We start from the raw sequence: 19082 nt of genomic DNA, 5'->3' as shown, positions 1-19082 counted from the left end.
CTGATGGATACGGACAATCACAACCTCGGCGACAGCAAGGCGGGCGCCAGCACGTCCCAGGCCGTGCGCGCCCTGCTCGGCCTTCGCGAGCTGGTTCTTGGCGGCGAACTGCCGCCCGGTGCACGCATTTCGGAAGTATGGGTGTCGGAGCGCCTGGGCGTGTCCCGCACGCCAATCCGCGCGGCACTGATCCGGCTGCAGGAGGAAGGGCTCGTCGAGCCGATCCCGTCCGGCGGCTTCGCCGTGCGCTCGTTCGACGAGAACGAAATCAGCGACGCGATCGAACTGCGCGGCACGATGGAGGGCTTGGCCGCACGCCTCGCCGCCGAGCGCGGCGTTAGCACGAGCCTTCTTCACGCCATGCGCGATGTCATCGCGCAGATCGACAGCGCACTGACCGGCGAACTGACCGCCGTGAAATTCTCGCAGTACGTCGACCTCAACGCCCGGTTTCACCAATTGCTGGCAGAGGCCTGCGGCAGCGGGCTCGTCGCGCGCCAGATCGACAAGGTGACGAGCCTGCCGTTCGCTTCCGCGAGCGCCTTCGTCATGGTGCAGTCCATCGACGAAAGCGCGCGCGAGATGCTGCTGCTGGCGCAGTCCCAGCACTGCGCGGTGGTCGAAGCCATCGAACAGCGCGAAGGCGCGCGTGCCGAGGCGCTGATGCGCGAGCACAGCCGCATCGCCAACCGAAACCTGAAGTTCGCATTGCAGAACCAGCAGGCCATGTCACAAGTACTTGGCGGCAGCCTGATCCGGCGCGCCCGCCGTACCGCCTGACCCGCACCGCGGGTTCCTTCACCACTCTCTTCGTCAACCAACGTATCCTGGCGCCGCGCGCGCCGGGAGGGGAAAGTCATGTTCCTGAAAAACACCTGGTATGTCGCCTGCACGCCCGATGAACTCGATGGCAAGCCGCTCGGCCGCACCATCTGCAACGAAAAGATGGTGCTGTACCGGGATGGCACCGACAGCGTCGCCGCGCTGGAAGACTTCTGTCCGCATCGCGGGGCACCCCTGTCACTGGGTTTCGTGCGCGAGGGGCAACTGGTCTGCGGCTATCACGGGCTGACCATGGGCCGCGATGGCAAATGCAAAGCAATGGCCGGTCAGCGCGTGGGCGGTTTTCCGTCGATCCGCAACTACCCCGCCGTGGAGCGATACGGCTTTGTCTGGGTCTGGCCCGGCGATGCCGCGCTGGCCGATGATGCGCTGATCCCGCATCTCGAATGGGCGGTGAGCCCCGAGTGGGCCCATGGCGGCGGGCTGTACCACATCGGCTGCGACTATCGCCTGATGATCGACAACCTGATGGACCTGACGCACGAGACGTACGTGCACGCGTCGAGCATCGGCCAGGCCGAGATCGAGGAATCCGCACCGGCAACGCGCGTGGAGGGTGACTCGGTCATTACCAGCCGCCATATGGAAGGCATTCTGCCGCCGCCATTCTGGGCCGCCGCGCTGCGCGGCAACGGTCTTGCCGACGACGTGCCGTGCGACCGCTGGCAGATATGCCGCTTCACACCGCCCAGCCACGTGATGATCGAGGTCGGCGTGGCCCACGCAGGCAAGGGCGGCTACGATGCGCCCGCCGAGCACAAGGCTTCGAGCATCGTCGTAGACTTCATCACCCCGGAAACGGAGACGTCGATCTGGTATTTCTGGGGCATGGCGCGCAACTTCAAGCCGGACGACGCGGCGCTCACCGCGACCATCCGCGAAGGCCAGGGCAAGATCTTTGGCGAGGACCTGGAGATGCTGGAGGCGCAGCAGCGCAACCTGCTGGCCAATCCCGCGCGCAAGCTGTTAAAGCTGAACATCGACGCCGGAGGCGTGCAGGCCCGCCGCATTCTGGACCGGCTGCTCGCGCAGGAACAGGCGCAGGCCGCGCAAGCGGTTGCACAGGCGGGAGCGGCATGATGCAGGTCCGGATCGCAAGCAAGACGGCGGCCGCGGACGGCATCGCCCTGTTCGAACTGGTCGCCGCCGATGGCGGCGCGCTGCCGCCCTTTACCGCGGGCGCGCATGTCGACGTGCATCTCGGCGATGGGCTGGTACGCCAGTATTCGCTCTGCAACGACCCGGCCGAGACGCACCGCTACCAGCTTGGCGTGCTGCGCGATGCCGCATCGCGCGGCGGCTCGGTAGCCATGCACGCGCTCGTGGCGGGAAACATCCTGGAAATCAGCGCGCCGAAGAATCACTTCCCTTTGCATGCCGACGCCAGGCATTCGGTGCTGCTCGCTGGAGGCATTGGCGTGACGCCGATCCTGGCGATGGCACAGAGCCTCGCGCGCAGCGGCGCATCGTTCGAGTTCCACTACTGCACGCGCAGCGCCGCCAGCACGGCATTCCAGGACCGGATCGCTGGCGCCGACCTGCGCGAACGCACGTTCCTGTACCACGACGACGGCCAGCGCGCCGACCTGCAGCGTCTCCTAGCCGCGCCCCGCGCCGATACGCATCTCTACGTCTGCGGGCCAAGCGGCTTCATGGCGGCCGTACTGGACACGGCGCGCGCCGCCGGCTGGATGGAGTCGAACCTGCACCGCGAGTACTTCGCGGCGCCCGAAACGCCATCCGAGCCAGGCGGCGCCTTCCAGGTAACCGTGCAGAGCACGGGCCGCGTCATCGACATCGCCGCGGACGAGACCGTGGTGCAGGCGCTGGCCGCGCACGGTGTGCAGATCCAGACCTCTTGCGAGCAAGGTGTCTGCGGCACCTGCCTCACGCGTGTGCTGTCCGGCACGCCTGATCATCGCGACGCCTACCTCACCGATGAGGAGCGCGCCGCCAATGATCAGTTCCTGCCCTGCTGCTCCCGCGCCAGGACCGGGATGCTCGTACTGGACCTGTAGCCACGCTGTATTGCAAGACGCCGTACCCCAAAAAACCGCCCGTACGTGGCGGTACTTCAACAAACACAAGGAGGTAGACAAATGCAGCCAGAGATCCGGGAAACCATCAACCGCGGCCCGATGAGCCCCGCCCAGGTAATGGCGATCGCCATCTGCATCGTACTCAACATGCTCGACGGGTTCGATGTGCTTGCGATGGCCTTCACGGCATCGCACATTTCCACCGATTGGCACCTGACCGGCAAGGAGGTCGGCGTGCTGCTCTCCGCAGGCCTGTTCGGCATGGCCGCCGGTTCGCTGTTCCTCGCGCCGTGGGCGGACCGTATCGGTCGCCGACCGCTGATCCTGATTTGCCTCGGCACGATCTCGGCCGGCATGCTGTGCTCGGCGCTGGCGCAAAACGTGCCGCAGCTTGCGGCGCTGCGCGCCGTGACCGGGCTCGGTATCGGGGGGATGCTCGCCAGCATCAACGTGATCACGGGCGAGTACGCGTCCGACAAGTGGCGCAGCACGGCGATCGTGCTGCAGGCGACCGGTTATCCGGTTGGCGCGACGATCGGCGGTGCTATCGCCGGCATACTGCTCGCCCATTACGGCTGGCGCAGCGTGTTCGTGTTTGGCGGCCTGGTCACCCTGGCGATGGTCCCGGTGGTGCTTGCGCGGCTGCCGGAATCGCTCGACTTCCTGATCGCGCGGCGCCCCGAGGGTGCGCTGGACAAACTCAACCGGCTGCTCGCGCGCATGGGACGCCCGACTGTCGCCGCGTTACCGGCGCACGAGGCGACACAAGCGCGGGAGGCCGGCGACGTGCGCAGCCTCTTCCGAGGCAGCCTGGCCATGCAGACGCTGATGATCTGGATGTCGTTCTTCCTCGTGATGTTCACCTTCTACTTCGTGCTCTCATGGACACCGAAGCTGCTGGTGGCTGCAGGGATGTCGGCGCAGCAAGGCATCACGGGCGGGGTGCTGCTCAACGTGGGCGGCATCGTCGGCGGCACAGCGTTCGCGTTCCTCTCCGCGCGCATCGGACTGCGCCCGCTGCTGTGGAGCTGCTTTATCCTGACCGCGCTGATGATGATCGCCTTTGGCCTGTACGCGAGCACGCTGGCGGCGGCACTGGCGCTGGCGGTCCTGATTGGCGCCGGCATCTTTGGCTGCATGGTCGGTCTCTATGCCTACGCGCCGATTCTGTACCCGGCGCAGACGCGCACCACGGGCATGGGTTGGTCGATTGGCATGGGGCGGTTCGGCGCGGTGCTTGCCCCGCTCGTGGCGGGGTCGCTGCTCGATGCGGGCTGGCCTTCGGCGCATCTGTACTATGTGTTTGCGATTCCGCTGCTGGTGGCCATTGCCAGCGTCGGCCTGCTCGGGCGCCTGACAGCGGCCGTTGGCCAACCCGTGCGGGTCGGCGCGCACTGATCCGCGCACTGACCCGCGCACTGATCCGATACCGGCCGCGTGCCGGCTATCTCAACGACAGCGGCACGCAGCCCGGTCCAGGCCTGCGTGCCGCATGGTAGTGCGCGAGAGAAATGCGCGTCCGGACGATCTTCGCGATGCGCCGCGCCGTCAAAGCCCCAGCAACCGGACGGCGTTGTCCTTCAGAATGCCTGGCATCACCTCTGGCCGGAATCCGGCCTGCTTAAAGTCCTCCATCCACCGCTCCGGGGTGATCAGCGGGAAGTCGCTGCCGAACAGCACCCGGTCCTTCAGCAGCGTGTTGGCGTAGCGCACGAGCTGCGGCGGAAAGTATTTCGGACTCCAGCCGGACAGGTCAATCCAAACGTTGGGCTTGTGCATCGCCACGCTGATCGCCTCGTCCTGCCACGGAAAGCTCGGGTGCGCCATCACGATCTGCATGTCGGGAAAGGCAATCGCCACGTCGTCCAGGTGCATCGGATTGCTGTACTCAAGCCGCAGCCCGCCACCGCAACGCATGCCCGAACCAATGCCGCTGTGTCCCGTATGAAAGATCGCGGGCAGGCCGTGCCCGTTGATCACCTCATAGATCGGCCACGCCATCCTGTCGTTCGGATGAAAGCCCTGCACGGTCGGATGGAACTTGAAGCCCTTCACACCGTGTTCCTCGATCAGCCTGCGCGCTTCGCGGGCACCGAACTTTCCCTTGTGGGGATCGATGCTGGCGAAGGCCATCATGATGTCGCCGTTGGCCTTCGCCGCCGCAGCGATTTCTTCGTTCGGAATCCGGCGCCGGCCGAGGTTCGACTCGCTGTCCACCGTGAACATGACCAGGCCGATCCTTCGCTCGCGGTAGTAGGCGACAGTTTCTTCGATCGTCGGCCGGCGCTTGTTGCCGAAGTATTTGTCGGCGGCGGCATCGTACTCTTCGCCGTAGTTATCGAACGGGTTCCAGCAACTGACTTCCGCGTGCGTATGGAAGTCGATCGCCACAAGGTTCTGGTGATCCATCATGGGCTCCGGGACGCTATCAGGATTCGGCCGTGAAGCCGACCTTCTTCACGAGCACACCCCACTTGCGGTACTCGGCGTCCATCGCGCGTTTCATGTCGTCGGCGGACGAGCCTTTCGCCACGAGGCCAATCGAGAGGAAACCATCGACGATGGCCGGGTCCTTGAGCGCCTGGTTGATCGCGGTGCCGGCCGCGGCCAGAACGGCGGCCGGCGTCCTGGCCGGCGCCAGAAAGCCGAACCACTCGTCGGCCACCACTTCCGGAAAGCCAAGTTCCGCGAACGTTGGCACTTCGGGCAGGTATGGCGCACGCGTGGCACCCGAGGTGGCCAGGACGCGCAGCTTGCCGCTCTTGACGAATGGCAGGTAATCGCCAGTCAGCGTGAAACTCGAGGCGATCTGCCCGGCCACCACGTCGTTGACCGCGGGCAGCGAACCACGATACGGCACGTGGCGCAAGTCCAGGCCTGCGTTGAGGCCGAACAGCGCACCGACGAAATGGGGTGTCGAGCCCGCGCCCGGCGAGCCGTAGTTGGCGTCCGCAGGGTGCGCCTTCGCCCACGCGATGTAGTCCTTCACGGTCCGCACGTTGGCCGGCACCGCCGGTCCGACGGCGAGTGCAAACGTCATGTATGCGGCCGTGGAGATCGGTGCGAAATCCGCGGCCGAATAGCTGAGCTTCGTATAGACGTGCGGATACGTGGACAGCGCCGATGCCTGCGAAAGCGCCAGCACGCTACCGTCGGCCGGGGACGCTTTCAGCAGTTCGAGCGCGATGCGCCCGCCCGCGCCGGGGCGGTTGTCCACCACCGCGCCGCTGCGCGAGAACGCCGTGTTGGCAAACTTCTCGCCGACGCGCCGGGCAACCTGATCTCCCACGCTGCCGGCCGGGAAACCATAGAGTACCTTTGCCTGCTGGACCGCCTGCGCGAGCGCGGCCAGGGGCGACAGCGCACCGCATGCGGATGCGGCCATCAACGCCTGAAGAAGATCGCGGCGTGTTGTCATGACTTGTCTCCTCGTTGTCGTGTGTCGGGCGCCCTGGCGTATCTCGTCGCCGCCTCGTGGCGCCCCGGTCTGCCTCTTGCGGGCGGAGGTCAGAAAATATGCTTGATGCCGGTCATCACGCCGAACTGCTGGCCGCCCGGGCCGGTATTGGAACCCGTGGCGCCGCCACTGACCGAAAGGGTCAGTTGGCCGCTGTTATTGATGTAGCCGGCTGTCGCGTAGACGGAAGTGCGCTTCGAGAACGCGTACGTGCCGCGCAGCGCGTAGAGCATCGCCTTGTTATCGCTGTTGTGGAACTTGTAGTAATAGACTTGTCCGGCGACATTGAAAGCCGGGGTCACGTCGTGGGAAACACCGCCGTAGATCATGTCGCTGCGCGGCGTGGGGCTGCCATCATTGTCGCGGCGAATCCAGCCCAGGCCGACCTTGGTTCGCGAAAAGATCGCGTAGCCGCCAACAAACAGGCGGTCGTCCGTGAAGCTGCTGCTTGTGAGGCCCCCGAATGCACCTGGCCCACCCCGCAACGAATCGTAGGCGGCGGACACGCCGATCGTCGGACCGAGCCCCTTGAATTCGTACAGCAGCATTGCCGACCATTCGCGGCACGCCCGCTTGTCCGCCGGGTTCTCGCCGGCACAGTTCTGGCCCGTCGGGCTCGGTCCGGCATTGACCGTGTCACGGCCGAAGCTGTAGGTGGCCCCCACCGTCAGGCCGTTGAACGTGCCCTTGTATGCGATCGCGTTGTCGGCGCGGGCATTCGGCAGGTAGCTGTCGAGCGAGCCGGATGCATAGACGTTCGGGCCAAGAATATCGGCGTCCAGCGTCGCCCAGAACAGCATCGTGTACTGTCGGCCGAACCCGACCTGGCCCCAGGGCCCGGAGAGCCCGACCAGCGCCTGCCGGCCGAACAGACGCCCACCCTGGCCCGACGCGCCGGCGTCGGGCGTGAACCCGGACTCGAGCACGAACACGCCTTTCAGGCCACCGCCGAGATCCTCGGTGCCGCGCAGCCCCCAGCGCGACGGCACCGTGCCGGTCAGCGTTGGCATGCGCACCACACTGTTCTTCGCGGTGCCGATGTTGTTGACGTACTCGACGCCGGTATCGACGACGCCATAGAGCGTCACCGATTGCGCGCCCGCGAGTGCCGGCGCTGCCGCCAGCGCTGCCAGACCTGCCCGTCCAAACTTCATCTGCTGTCTCCTCTTGTCATGGCCGATCGTTGTCGGCGTTGCTGTTGTCATGCTTGCCGGCTCTGTGGCGCGGCTTCGTGCAAACGGATCACGCGGCTATCGCTGCCGGCGTCGTCGTAGAGCGCGTCGACCAGCGCGGCGCGTCGCGTCAGTACGGCACGCTGGTTGATCGAGCCCTTGTCGGTCAGTTCGCCGTCATCGAGCGACGGCGCCGCTTCGAGCAACAGCAGCCGCCTGACGCGCGTGGCGCTGCCCGTGGCCGTGAGGTCGAGCTTGCGCAGCATCGCTGAGAACGCTTCGCGCACCGGCGCGGACGCCAGCACTTCGCGCGTGCCCGCGTTCGCCGGCAGGCCGGCCAGGCGGCGGCATTCCGCCAGGTGCGGGAAGACGAGCAGACCGATCTCGTCCCTGTCCGCGCCCGCGATCACCACGTCCTGGACGTAAGGCGCGCCGGCGCCGATCACGCGCGCGCGCAGCGGCCCGACACTCACGAACGTGCCGGTACTGAGCTTGAAGTCCTCGGCAATGCGCCCGTCGAACTGGAAGCCAAGCTCCGGCCGCTCGGGATCGACAAAGCGCAGCGCATCGCCAGTGCAGTAGTAGCCTTCCTCGTCGAACACCTGCCGGTCGGGGTCCGCCTCCGCGCGCCAGTAACCCGGCATGACGTGCGGCCCGCGAAAACGCGCCTCGTACTTGCCGTTGGCCGGCACCAGCTTCAGTTCGCAGCCCGCGGCCGGAAGGCCGACATAGCCCGAGCGCGCGACCGGGCCCGTCGTGAACATGCTCGACGGTGCGGTTTCCGTCATGCCGAGGCCGGACATGATATGGATGCGCTGTCCGCAATGCGCCTCGGTGACGCGCTCCAGGCGGTCCCACGCTTCCTGCGAGAGGCCGGCGGCGGCGAAGAAGTAGAGATTGACGCGCGAGAAGAACGTCTCGCGCAGCCGGGCATCCTGTTCCAGCGCCCTGCCGAGCTCCTCCCAACCCTTCGGCACGTTGAAGTAGATCGTGGGCGCGATCTCGCGCAGGTTGCGCAGCGTTTCATCGAAGCCGCCCGGCAACGGACGTCCGCCGTCGATGTAGAGCGTGCCGCCGTTGTAGAGCACGATGCCGACGTTGTGGCTGCCGCCGAACGTATGGTTCCAGGGCAGCCAGTCCACCAGGACCGGCGGCACACGGCCAAGCTCGGGCATCGCCTGGCGCAGCATTTGCTGGTTGCTGCACAGCATCCGGTGCGTGGTCGTTACCGCCTTGGGCTGCCGCGTGGAGCCAGAGGTGAAGAGGAACTTGGCGATCGTATCGGGACCCACCGCCGCGTTGGCAGCGTCAACGCTGCCGGGACGCGTCTGTGCCAGCACATCGAACGACGTCGCGGCGCGGCCGGGCAGATGGCCATCGCGGGTCACGACCTCGACGCCGGCAGGGACCACGGCTTCGATAGCGCGCGCGAACGCGGGGCCATCGGCGGCGTAAACCAGGCCGGGCGTCAGCAGATCGAACACGTGCCGCAGCTTGCCGAAGTCGCCGGAGACCAGCGAATACTGCGGTGATACGGCTGAGAACGGCACGCCAGCCCACAGCGCGCCGAGCGCGAGTTGCAAATGCTCGAGATCGTTGCCGGAAAGAATCAGCAGCGGCCGCTCGGCGCTCAGCGAACGGTCCAGCAGCGCCTGCCCGATCGACCGTGCACGCGCCAGCATCTCGCCATAGGTGATGTTGATCCAGTTGCCGTCGGGGCCGCGCTGCGCGGCAAGCACGTGCGCCGGATGACGCGCGGCGCCGGTGGCGAGGCAATCCGACATCCGTTCCGGATAGTCCTGCAGCACTTCCCGCGAACGCACGCGCCAGATCTCGCCATCGCGGCGGAACTCGGCCTCCGTGCGCCCGATGGCGACGTCGCGGTAAGACATGGCAGCGCCACCGGGGCCCGGGGGGCCTTGCGTCGAGACGTTTTTCACGTCCTGTCTCCTCACTGTTGTGTTGCCTCCCTCTGCGGGGAGTATGCGGGTCGGCCGCCGGTTCAGACCGGATAGTGGCGCGGGGTGTTCTGGATCGTGATCCAGCGCAGTTCAGTGAATTCGGCCACGGCCGCCTGGCCGCCAAAGCGGCCATAGCCGCTCGACTTGACGCCGCCAAACGGCATCTGCGCCTCGTCATGCACGGTGGGACCGTTGATGTGGCAGATACCCGATTCGATCCGTTGGGCAACCGACATCGCCCGCGACACGTCGCGGCTGAATACCGACGCGGAGAGGCCATATTCGCTGTCGTTGGCCATGCGCACCGCCTCGTCGTCGCCATCCACGCGCCCGACCGTCACCACTGGACCGAACGATTCCTCGCGGTAGAGCTTCATGCCCGGTGCAATGCCGTCGACGATGACCGGCTGCAGGATCGCGCCGTCTGCATGCAAGCCCACGGGCAGGTTTGCGCCCTGTGCGCGCGCGTCCTCCACTAATGCGGCGATACGCCGTGCGGCATCCTTGCTGATCAGCGCACCCAGCACGCTGGCCGGATCGGCGGGATCGCCAGCCCGCAGCGTCTTCGCCTTCGCGGCCAGCTTCTCGACGAAGCGATCGGCGATCTTGCGGTCGGCGATCACGCGCTCCGTCGACATGCAGATCTGCCCCTGGTTGAAGAAAGCACCGAAGGCCACGGCATCGACTGCCGCATCGAGGTCCGCATCGTCGAGCACCAGCAACGGCGCCTTGCCGCCCAGCTCCAGCAGCGCCGGCTTCAGGTGCCGGGCCGCGTGCTCGGCGACGATGCGGCCCACGTGCGTGGAGCCGGTGAAGTTGACGCGGCGCACGGCGGGATGCGCGATCAGCCGCTCGACCACCTGCGCCGCATCCTCGGGGGCGTTCGTCACCACGTTGACGACACCGTCGCCAAGCCCCGCCTCCTGCAGCACCGTCCCGATCAGTCGATGCACGCCGGGGCACGCCTCGGATGCCTTGAGCACGACCGTATTGCCGCACGCGAGCGGCATCGCCAGGGCGCGGGTGCCGAGGATCACCGGCGCATTCCACGGCGCGATGCCAAGCACCACGCCGCACGGCTGGCGCACGGCCAGGGCCAGACTGCCCGGCACGTCCGAAGGAATCACGCTGCCCTCGATACGCGTCGTCATCGCGGCGGCCTCGCGCAGCATGTTGGCCGCCAGCATCACGTTGAAGCCGTACCAGTTCGGCATGGCGCCGGTCTCGGCCACGCCGATGCGGATGAAGTCCTGCGTACGCTGGTCCATCAGGTCGGCCGCCTTCAGCAGCCGGCGGCGGCGCTCGCCCGGCAGCAGAGCGGCCCACCCCGGGAAGGCGGCCGCGGCAGCATTGACGGCGGCATCGGCATCCGCCAGCGTGGCGGCCGGGGCGCGCGACACCACGGCATCGTTCAGCGGATTGCGGCGCGCAAAGGTGGCGCCATTGGCGGCGGGCCGATCCTGCCCGCCAATCAGCATGGTCAGTTCGTTCATCAGCGTTGTCTCCTGGCGGCGGCTCTTCGGGCCGCCGTCTCGATCGGGGGTTGACGGCCGCTCAGGCGCGCTTGTAAGCCTGCAGGCCCGGCTTGATCGACTTGTCGTCGAGGAATTGCTTCAGGCCCTGCTCGCGGCCGTGCTCGGGATCGCGCAGCTGCGCCTGGTCGAGCTTTGCGTACAGGTAGTCCTCGTTCTGCTCCCACGTCAGTTCGCGGCTGCGCTTGAAGCCAATCTTGGCCGCCCGCAGCACCACCGGGTTCTTCTCGAGCAGCTTTGCGGCCAGCGCAATCGTGTGCTCGCGCAGTTGGGCGCGCGGCACGCTCTCGTTGACCAGGCCCATCGCGGCGGCTTCGCTACCGGTGAAGGTGTCGCCCGTCATGATGTAGTGCAGCGCCTTGCGATGACCGACCGTATCGGCCATCGCCTTGCTGACCAGGTTGCCGGGCGGAATGCCCCAGTTGATCTCCGACAGGCCGAAGGTGGCCTCGTCCGCGGCGATTGCGAGATCGCAGGCAACCAGCGGCGAGAAGCCGCCGCCAAAGCACCAGCCGTTGACCATCGCGATGGTCGGCTTGCTGTACATGCGCAGGAGCCGCCATTGCCACTGCGACGCATCGCGGCGGATCTTCTCCTGCAGGATCTCCGGACCGGCATCCACTTCACGGAAGTACTCCTTCAGATCCATGCCCGCCGTCCAGGCGTCACCAGCGCCGGTCAGCACCAGCACCTTGGCGTCGGCATCCAGTTCCAGCGCTTCGAGCACCTGAACCATCTCGGCGTTCAGCGTCGGGTTCATCGCGTTGCGCTTCTCGGGACGGTTGAACGTCACCCACGCAATGCCCGCTTCCACACTGACCTTCACAGCCTTCCAGCGCCCTTCGTAATCAGCCATCTCTGCTTCTCCTCGGTAATCCGGTTTCGCGATGTTTGTCAGTGTATTATCAACCTACCTGATATCTCAAGCGGAATTTCCTTTCTGCGCGTAAACCCCGATGCGGCCATCACCAGCGCGAGGAGACGGCGCCACCGATGTCCAGGACGGCGTCTTCGCGCTTCGTGCATCGCACCACAAGTCGCGCTTGACGCGCGTCGGCGGCACGCTATATAACGAACGCGTGGGTAGAAGCGGTCGATCGAACAGCAGCGGCGCAATGCCGCGAGGTTCATCTGGAGATTGCTCACTGACGGAGTTCCCGTCAGTGGCGCCATGACCCGACCGGTCCCACCGCCCCTGGCAGGACTCCAAGCCTTTCACCAGAGTCTTCGTTAGGGAATCTCAATGATCATCGACACCAGCTGTTATCCGACCAATCTGGTCGACCTGGCCTGGCGCCATGACGGCGACCCATTCACGGGCGAACGTCTGATCCAGATGATGGATGGCCCGTTCACGATCAACGGCAAGCCGCGTCGCATCGACAAGGCGTTCATCCAGCCGCCGCAAGGCAACACGATCTACACCTATACCGATGGCGTGAAGTCGGGCGGCGAATCCATCGACGCGTACATGGCCTACACGCGCGAGATGGTGGCCAGGTATCCGGACCGCTTCATCGGCTGCTTTGTCTACAACCCGCGGTGCGGCGTGGAAAATGGCGTCAATGCCATCGAGCACTATGTGAGGAAGCTCGGTTTCAAGATGGTGCAGTTCCAGGCCAACATGCACGCCTACCGGCCGGATCGCGCACTGGACTGGCTGCGCCCCGCCCTGCAGAAATGCGCGGAACTGGGCGTGCTGGTGAAGCTGCACACTGGCGACGGCCCCTACAGCATTCCCACCGAATGGGTGCCGATGATGAAGGAGTTTCCGACCCTCAACTTCATCATGGCCCATTTTGGCGTGCAGACCGGCGGCGTGTATTGCTTCGAGCCGTTCCAGATGGCCATGGACATGCCTAATGTCTATTGCGAATCCGGCTGGTGCCTGCAATCCCGCATCGTCGAATTCGCCAAGGTGCTGCCAAGGCACAAGATCCTGTTCGGCTCCGACACGCCCCCGAACGAACCCGGCATGTGGCTGCGCCTGCTGGAGGTGCTGTGCTTCGAACCGCCCCAGGGACTCAATCTCGATGAGGACACGCTCGAGGACTACCTCGGCAACAACGTCGCCCGCATGATCGGCCTGGAGCCGACGCCCGTGCCGCGCTCGCTGGAAGAAGCCAAGGCGCGCCTGGCCGCATGAACGCGGACACCCCCAAGAGATTCCGACGGAGCATACGAACATGATCATCGACACCCACCTGCACCCGACCAACCTTGTCGACGAGGCCTGGCGACACACGGGCGAGCCGTTCACCGGCGAACGCCTGCTCAAGATGATGGACGGGCCCTACATCATCAACGGCAAGCCGCGCCGCATCGACATGGGATTCATCCAGCCGCCGCCGGGCAACACCGGCTATCGCGATGGCAACCGCCGCGGCCGCGAGGGCATTCGCGACTACATGGCCTATGTGGCCAGCCTGTGCCAGAAGTATCCTGACCGCTTTATCGGCAACTTCACGTTCAACCCGCGCTGGGGCCCGGAGGAAGGGGCGCAGGAGCTGGAATTCCACGTCAAGGAATATGGCTTCAAGATGCTCAAGCTGCATGCCAACATGCACGGCTACCGCCCGGACCGCGCACTGGACTGGCTGCGTCCCGCCATGAAGGTCTGCGCCAAATACAACATCGTGGTGCTGATCCATACCGGCGACGGCCCCTACACCATTCCGACGATGTTCTATCCGGTCATCCGCGAATTTCCGATGGTCAATTTCGTCATCGGACACTTCGGCATCCAGACCGGCGGCAACTATTCGTTCGAGGCGTTCTGGATGGCCATGGACACGCCGAACGTGTATTGCGAATCGGGCTGGTGTTTCCAGTCGCGCATAGTCGAATTCGCGCGCCAGCTGCCGCGCGACAAGATCGTGTTCGGCACCGACACGCCGCCAAACGAACCCGGCATGTGGCTACGCGAGCTGGAAATGCTGTGCGGCCCCGCGCCGCAAGGCATGGATCTCGATGAGGACGGCCTGGAGGACTACATGGGCAACAACATCGCGCGCCTGGTCGGCATCGAGACCACGCCGCCGCCGAAAACCCAGGAAGACGCTCAGGCACGCCTGAAAGACACCTACGCCAGCAAGCACAGCTACGCCTGATCCGGCCGCAGCCACTGACGTTTTTTCTTCCCGTCTGGTCACACACGGGCGCGTCGTCACCCTCGACGCGCGCGCCCGTGCGCGGCAACGGTGTCCCGTTGAAGCATCCCAAGCGGAGCCATGCCATGACTGCCTCACCTTCCCAGCCAGGTATCGACCGACATGCCGGCCAGGGTTCCGGCCCGGTGTTCGATGACACCTCGCAGGACTTTCACACCTTCCTGGCCGCCTATTGCGCGGCATTTCCCGACGACGTCCTGACCGTGCGCGAGCCGGTCACCGCCAACCAGGACCCCACTGCGCTGGTATGGGCGCTGGCCGCGCAACAGCGTCATCCCGTCGTGAAGTTCGACGACGTGGCGGGGCTAGGCGCGCCGCTGATCACCAACCTGTTCGCATCGCGCGAACGCGTGGGCCGCATGCTCGGCGGCGTCTCGCCCAGCGGCCTCCACGCCGAATACCAGGCGCGCGCGCGACGTCTGCTGTTGCCTCGCGTGCTCGATTCGGGCGCGGTAACCGGTATCGTGCAGGAGCAGGTGGACCTGACCACCTTGCCTGCCATCCGGCATTTCGCCACCGATCGCGGGCCGTATATCACCAACGCCATCCTGATCGCCGAAGATCGGGAGCTGGGCATCGGCAACGCCAGCTACCACCGTTCGATGCTGCATTCGCCAACCGAGATCGCCACGAGCCTGCATTCGCGCGGTCACTTGTGGCGCATGTACCAGCGCGCGGCCGAACTGGGCAAGCCACTGCCCGTGGCCATGGTGATCGGCGCGCATCCGTTGTTCATGCTCGCCGGCGCCGCACGTCTGCCTTATGGCGTGGATGAGCGGCAGGTGGCCGGCGGGCTGTTCGGTGCACCGCTCGAAGTCGTGCGCACTCCGCGATACGGCATCGAGGTCCCGGCGCATGCGGAAATCGTGCTCGAAGGGGTGCTCGATCCCGGCGCGCGCGTGGACGAAGGGCCGTTCGGCGAGTTCACCGGCTACTCTTCCGACCGCTCCACCAACAACCTGCTGCGCGTGCAGACCGTGATGCGACGCAGCGACGCGTGGCTGGTCGACGTGGTCGGCGGCAACTCTGCAGAGCACCTGAACCTGGGGCGCATTCCGCGCGAATCCGAGATGGTGGAAAAGCTCAAGGATCGATTTCCGTCGGTCACCGCCGTGCACTTTCCCAGCTCGGGCACGCATTTTCATGCGTACGTGGCACTGCGGCAGTCGCGCCCGGGCGAGGCTCGCCAGGTCATGCTGGGCCTCCTTGGCTGGGACCCGTACCTGAAAACCGTGGTCGCCGTGGATCACGACATCGACATCACGAACGACGAGCAGGTGCTATGGGCCCTGGCCACGCATCTGCAGCCGCATCTGGACGTGGTGATCGTGGACGGCTTGCCCGGCAGCGCGCTGGACCCGTCGGCTTCGGGTGTCGGCACGACGTCGCGCATGGGACTCGACGCCACGCGCGGGCCGCACTTCGACGGCGTCCGCGCTCGGATCGATGACGATGCGATGGCGCGTGCCGCCGCGCTGCTCACGCGCATGGATGCGGGAAAACACTGAGTCTCACAGCACTTGATCGAAGGCGCGCGGCATTGATCGGGCAACCCGATCCATTCATCCAAACGCCCCATTTACCCAATGTCCGGACGCTGGCATGCTGCCCTGACAATGACACGCAGGTGGCGGGAACACGTGGCGCAGACCATGGGGATACAGCTGCTGTCCCCTTCCGAACCAACCGCGCGGGCAATACCGGCCTGGAAGACGAAGGAGACAGCATGACCCACAACCCTACCCCCCATGGGTTCGGCCCGGCGCACCCGGTCGATGAAGTCTTGCCCCCGCTCAGGCTGGCCGCGCTTGGCCTGCAACACGTGCTCGTGATGTACGCGGGCGCGATTGCGGTGCCCCTGATCATCGGTGGTGCGCTGCATCTGCCAAAGGACCAGATCGCGTTCCTGATCGCGGCGGACCTGTTCTGCTGCGGCCTGGTCACGATGATCCAGAGCATCGGCATCGGCAAGATCGGCATCCGTCTGCCTGTGATGATGGGCGTCACGTTCACGGCCATCGCGCCGATCATCGCCACCGGCTCGAACCCGTCGCTGGGGCTGCCGGCCGTTTTTGGGGCGGTGATGGTGGCCGGCGTGTTCACATTCCTAGCCGCACCGTACGTAAGCCGGCTCATCCGCTGGTTTCCGCCTGTGGTGACCGGCACCGTGGTACTGGTGATCGGCATTTCGCTGATGCGCGTCGGTGTGAACTGGGCAGCCGGCGGCAACCCCACGCTGAACACGGCCGCAGGCCCCGTGCCAAATCCCGCCTACGGCCTGCCCTTGCATATCGGCATCGCGGCCGTGGTGTTGCTGACGGTGCTCTGCATGATCGCGTTCTTCAAGGGCTTCCTCTGCAATATTGCCGTGCTGATCGGCATCACGGTGGGATTCGCGATCGCCGTGGTGCTGGGCAAGGTCACCTTTGCCGGCGTGCATGCGGCCGGCTGGGTGGCACTGATCACGCCGTTCCACTTCGGATGGCCCACCTTCGACCTCATGACATCGATCACGCTGTGCGTTGTCATGGTGGTGATCATGATCGAAGGCGTGGGTCAGTTCCTGGCGCTGGGCGAAATCGTCGAACGTCCGGTCACGCCCGACGACCTGGCGCGCGGCCTGCGCGCCGACGGCGTAGGCGCGCTGGTGGGCGCGGTGTTCAACACGTTCACCTACACGTCGTATGCGCAGAACGTGGGGCTGGTGCAGGTGACCGGCGTGCGCAGCCGCTGGGTATGCGCCACGGCCGGCGGCATCCTGATCGTGCTGGGCTGCCTGCCCAAGCTCGCGTTCTTCGCCGCGTCGATTCCGCAATACGTGCTGGGCGGCGCTGCGCTGGTGATGTTCGGCATGGTGGCGGCCACGGGCGTGCGCATACTCGGGCACGTCGACTTCGTGGAAAACAAGAAGAACGCGTACATCGTTGCCGTGAGCGTGGCGCTGGGGATGATTCCGCTGGTGGCCGACAGGTTCTTCGCGCAGCTTCCCGAACTGCTGGCCAGGTTCTGCCAGAACGGCATCCTGCTCGGCACCCTGTGCGCGGTGTCGCTGAACCTGCTGTTCAACGTCCGCGCCGAACGTGCCCCGCAGTTGCTGGCGAAGAACGTGGCGTAGCGGCTCGTGGCCTTCGCTCTTGCCCCGCGTACGTGAGAAGGGCCGGAAGAAAGGGCGCAGCGGCTGCAATCCCCGCGGCGGCAAGCAGACGCGTCCTTTCTACTTCTCCAGATCGCTGCGATGTCGCATCAGCAGATCACGGAACGTCTGCGCGGGTGGGGACAGGGATCGGTCCGTATGCACAAGCAGGCTGATCTCGCGCGAGATGACGGGGTCTTGCGGCATGACTGTCACCAGGCCCAGCGCCGACGTCAGACGCGTGACGGCCGTGCTCATCACCGCGATGCCCAATCCGGCATCGACCATACCGACCATCGTGAGCGGCAGGAACACCTCGTGCACGCGCGTCAGCGAAATGCCGCGCATGGCCAGTGCGGCATCCAGGCAGTCGCGAATGGGATTACCGCGGTGCGGCCCGATCACCGGCAGCTTCGCCACGTCCTCCCACTTCAGCGCCCGCCGGCGTGCCAGCGGATGGCTGGGCGGCATCACGATCACGAACGCGTCGGACGATAGCCGGCGCGCGCTGAGATCGGGCTGACCTTCAGGAATCGTGCCGATACCGAAGTCGACCTCGCCCGCGCTGACCATGCGGGGCACTTCATCTTCGGCGACGTCATGCAGTTCCACTTTCACGCCCGGATGGCCCACGCAGAACTCGCGAATGAAACGCGGCAGCATCAGTGCCGCCTGGATCGATGACGCGGCAATCGACACACGCCCGCGCCCCAGCGACCGTAACTCGGCGGAACTGTCGATCACGCTGTCGATGTCGGCCACGGCCTTCCTGACCATTGGCAGCAGTTCCGCGCCGGCCTGCGTGATTTGCATCAGGCGTGTATGGCGGTCGAACAGCTTGATACCCAGGTTGCCTTCCAGTTCGTGGATCAGCGCGCTGACCGATGACTGCGAAAGGTTCAGCTTCTCCGCCGCACGCGTGAAATGCAGTTCCTCGGCAACGGCCACGAAGGCGCGCAGTTGCCGCAGCGAAACGCTCATATTGACCGGCATGTCTCCCCTGCTCTGTGGTCCGCCTCAACGATGTCGCGGCAGTGATTCAGAGGGTAACACGAGGCGGTTTCAAGTCTGAGATGCAACACCAGTTCGTAATTTGTTGATCTCTTCGGCCATGGCTTCGGCGGGAGTGGCGAAGTCGAGAACCGCCCGAGGCCGATAGTTCAGCGCCTTCGCGACTCTGTTCAAGTACCCCTGCGAGAAGACCGATAGATCGTCGCCYTTCGGTAGATACTCYCGAACCAGTCCGTTCATGTTCTCGTTGCTTGGCCTCTGCCACGGACTGTGCGGGTCGGCAAAGAACACTTCGATACTGACYCGCCTGGTCARYTCYGCGTGATGCGCCATCTCTTTGCCCTGGTCGTAGGTCARGCTCTTGCGAAGCGCCAGCGGCACACGACGAAACTTCTTGGTCAAMGCCTCCAGCGCTGCCTCCGCCCCGCAACCGTCCATCTTCGCCAGCACCACGAAGCGCGTCTTGCGTTCCACCAGCGTCGCCACTGCGCTGCGATTGCCCGCGCCCTTGATCAGGTCGCCTTCCCAATGGCCAGGCACCAGCCGGTCGAACACCTCCTCGGGCCGCTCGTGGATCGAGCGCATATCCTGCAGCTTGCCTCGGCGATCGTTCCCCGCGCCCCGTGAACGACGCTCCTTSTGGGCCTTACGCAGGCTGCCGATTAGCTCGCGGCGCAGCTCACCGCGCGGCGTGGCGTAGATCACGCAGTAGATCGTCTCGTGGGACACATGGAACTCCGGCTGGTGGGCATGCTGGTGGGCAT

Annotated in this window: 16 protein-coding genes; 8 read left to right on the top strand and 8 right to left on the bottom strand. The window is 65.6% G+C overall.

Annotation, left to right across the window (positions count from 1 at the left end; translation table 11 throughout):
- The first annotated feature begins 3 nt into the window (after nucleotides 1–3).
- The 4 genes from D9X30_RS16500 (at nucleotide 4) to D9X30_RS16485 (ending at nucleotide 4280) form a co-directional block, all read left to right on the top strand.
- A complete protein-coding gene (locus tag D9X30_RS16500) occupies nucleotides 4–780 on the top strand; it encodes a GntR family transcriptional regulator (RefSeq protein WP_153948276.1) in 777 nt (258 codons plus the stop codon).
- A gap of 78 nt (nucleotides 781–858) precedes the next feature.
- Entirely contained in the window at nucleotides 859–1923 is a 1065-nt protein-coding gene (locus tag D9X30_RS16495) for a Rieske 2Fe-2S domain-containing protein (RefSeq protein WP_153948275.1), read from the top strand.
- Entirely contained in the window at nucleotides 1923–2861 is a 939-nt protein-coding gene (locus D9X30_RS16490; RefSeq protein ID WP_153948448.1) for a PDR/VanB family oxidoreductase, read from the top strand. Before D9X30_RS16495 ends, D9X30_RS16490 begins: the two co-directional genes overlap by 1 nt.
- An 81-nt stretch (nucleotides 2862–2942) precedes the next feature.
- Nucleotides 2943–4280: an MFS transporter gene (locus D9X30_RS16485; protein ID WP_153948447.1), complete on the top strand. Its 1338-nt coding sequence runs from the start codon at nucleotides 2943–2945 to the stop codon at nucleotides 4278–4280.
- Between the two features lie 150 nt (nucleotides 4281–4430).
- Here D9X30_RS16485 and D9X30_RS16480 read toward each other — a convergent pair whose 3' ends face one another.
- The 6 genes from D9X30_RS16480 to D9X30_RS16455 all read right to left on the bottom strand — a co-directional run bounded on the left by D9X30_RS16480 (nucleotide 4431) and on the right by D9X30_RS16455 (nucleotide 11860).
- Nucleotides 4431–5291: an amidohydrolase family protein gene (locus D9X30_RS16480; RefSeq protein WP_153948274.1), complete on the bottom strand. Its 861-nt coding sequence runs from the start codon at nucleotides 5289–5291 to the stop codon at nucleotides 4431–4433.
- Nucleotides 5292–5310: 19 nt separating this feature from the next.
- Nucleotides 5311–6300 carry a tripartite tricarboxylate transporter substrate-binding protein gene (locus D9X30_RS16475; RefSeq protein WP_153948273.1) on the bottom strand — a complete coding sequence of 330 codons (990 nt, stop codon included), beginning with the start codon at nucleotides 6298–6300 and terminating at the stop codon, nucleotides 5311–5313.
- 89 nt (nucleotides 6301–6389) lie between these two features.
- The gene (locus D9X30_RS16470; protein WP_153948272.1) at nucleotides 6390–7493 is read right to left on the bottom strand and encodes a porin; all 1104 of its coding nucleotides are present in this window, start codon (nucleotides 7491–7493) and stop codon (nucleotides 6390–6392) included.
- A gap of 47 nt (nucleotides 7494–7540) precedes the next feature.
- A complete protein-coding gene (locus D9X30_RS16465) occupies nucleotides 7541–9403 on the bottom strand; it encodes a feruloyl-CoA synthase (protein ID WP_153948271.1) in 1863 nt (620 codons plus the stop codon).
- 110 nt (nucleotides 9404–9513) lie between these two features.
- Nucleotides 9514–10965 carry an aldehyde dehydrogenase gene (locus tag D9X30_RS16460; RefSeq protein WP_153948270.1) on the bottom strand — a complete coding sequence of 484 codons (1452 nt, stop codon included), beginning with the start codon at nucleotides 10963–10965 and terminating at the stop codon, nucleotides 9514–9516.
- Between the two features lie 61 nt (nucleotides 10966–11026).
- Entirely contained in the window at nucleotides 11027–11860 is an 834-nt protein-coding gene (locus D9X30_RS16455; RefSeq protein WP_153948269.1) for a p-hydroxycinnamoyl CoA hydratase/lyase, read from the bottom strand.
- Between the two features lie 387 nt (nucleotides 11861–12247).
- On the opposite strand from D9X30_RS16455, the gene D9X30_RS16450 reads away from it, so the two are divergent.
- From D9X30_RS16450 to D9X30_RS16435, 4 genes are all read left to right on the top strand, one after another.
- The gene (locus tag D9X30_RS16450) at nucleotides 12248–13150 is read left to right on the top strand and encodes an amidohydrolase family protein (RefSeq protein WP_153948268.1); all 903 of its coding nucleotides are present in this window, start codon (nucleotides 12248–12250) and stop codon (nucleotides 13148–13150) included.
- A gap of 40 nt (nucleotides 13151–13190) precedes the next feature.
- Nucleotides 13191–14114 (top strand): amidohydrolase family protein, encoded by a 924-nt coding sequence (locus D9X30_RS16445; protein WP_153948267.1) that lies wholly within the window; start codon nucleotides 13191–13193, stop codon nucleotides 14112–14114.
- A 125-nt stretch (nucleotides 14115–14239) separates the two neighbouring features.
- On the top strand, nucleotides 14240–15682 hold the full coding sequence (locus tag D9X30_RS16440; RefSeq protein ID WP_153948266.1) for a UbiD family decarboxylase: 1443 nt from the start codon (nucleotides 14240–14242) through the stop codon (nucleotides 15680–15682).
- Nucleotides 15683–15900: 218 nt separating this feature from the next.
- Complete coding sequence (locus tag D9X30_RS16435; protein ID WP_153948265.1) at nucleotides 15901–17289, top strand: nucleobase:cation symporter-2 family protein; 1389 nt, start codon at nucleotides 15901–15903, stop codon at nucleotides 17287–17289.
- A 99-nt stretch (nucleotides 17290–17388) separates the two neighbouring features.
- Here the strand turns inward: D9X30_RS16435 and D9X30_RS16430 are convergent, their stop codons facing one another.
- Together D9X30_RS16430 and D9X30_RS16425 are read right to left on the bottom strand one after the other, a co-directional pair.
- Nucleotides 17389–18300, bottom strand: a complete 912-nt coding sequence (locus D9X30_RS16430; RefSeq protein WP_502799641.1) for a LysR family transcriptional regulator — start codon at nucleotides 18298–18300, stop codon at nucleotides 17389–17391.
- Nucleotides 18301–18369: 69 nt separating this feature from the next.
- The coding region (locus tag D9X30_RS16425) for an IS30 family transposase (protein ID WP_249640989.1) at nucleotides 18370–19082 on the bottom strand (713 nt) is incomplete at its 5' end.

The sequence above is a fragment of the Cupriavidus sp. U2 genome (genome assembly GCF_009663685.2).
Lineage (GTDB): Bacteria > Pseudomonadota > Gammaproteobacteria > Burkholderiales > Burkholderiaceae > Cupriavidus > Cupriavidus necator_C.
The sequence above is the reverse complement of the archived record's forward strand: the minus strand, read 5'-3'. Positions and strand labels throughout refer to the sequence as shown.

Coding starts and splice junctions, on each gene's coding strand:
- D9X30_RS16500 (WP_153948276.1), top strand. CDS start 4: ATGGATACGGACAATCACAACCTCGGCGACAGCAAGGCGGGCGCCAGC.
- D9X30_RS16495 (WP_153948275.1), top strand. CDS start 859: ATGTTCCTGAAAAACACCTGGTATGTCGCCTGCACGCCCGATGAACTC.
- D9X30_RS16490 (WP_153948448.1), top strand. CDS start 1,923: ATGCAGGTCCGGATCGCAAGCAAGACGGCGGCCGCGGACGGCATCGCC.
- D9X30_RS16485 (WP_153948447.1), top strand. CDS start 2,943: ATGCAGCCAGAGATCCGGGAAACCATCAACCGCGGCCCGATGAGCCCC.
- D9X30_RS16480 (WP_153948274.1), bottom strand. CDS start 5,291: ATGGATCACCAGAACCTTGTGGCGATCGACTTCCATACGCACGCGGAA.
- D9X30_RS16475 (WP_153948273.1), bottom strand. CDS start 6,300: ATGACAACACGCCGCGATCTTCTTCAGGCGTTGATGGCCGCATCCGCA.
- D9X30_RS16470 (WP_153948272.1), bottom strand. CDS start 7,493: ATGAAGTTTGGACGGGCAGGTCTGGCAGCGCTGGCGGCAGCGCCGGCA.
- D9X30_RS16465 (WP_153948271.1), bottom strand. CDS start 9,403: ATGTCTTACCGCGACGTCGCCATCGGGCGCACGGAGGCCGAGTTCCGC.
- D9X30_RS16460 (WP_153948270.1), bottom strand. CDS start 10,965: ATGAACGAACTGACCATGCTGATTGGCGGGCAGGATCGGCCCGCCGCC.
- D9X30_RS16455 (WP_153948269.1), bottom strand. CDS start 11,860: ATGGCTGATTACGAAGGGCGCTGGAAGGCTGTGAAGGTCAGTGTGGAA.
- D9X30_RS16450 (WP_153948268.1), top strand. CDS start 12,248: ATGATCATCGACACCAGCTGTTATCCGACCAATCTGGTCGACCTGGCC.
- D9X30_RS16445 (WP_153948267.1), top strand. CDS start 13,191: ATGATCATCGACACCCACCTGCACCCGACCAACCTTGTCGACGAGGCC.
- D9X30_RS16440 (WP_153948266.1), top strand. CDS start 14,240: ATGACTGCCTCACCTTCCCAGCCAGGTATCGACCGACATGCCGGCCAG.
- D9X30_RS16435 (WP_153948265.1), top strand. CDS start 15,901: ATGACCCACAACCCTACCCCCCATGGGTTCGGCCCGGCGCACCCGGTC.
- D9X30_RS16430 (WP_502799641.1), bottom strand. CDS start 18,300: ATGCCGGTCAATATGAGCGTTTCGCTGCGGCAACTGCGCGCCTTCGTG.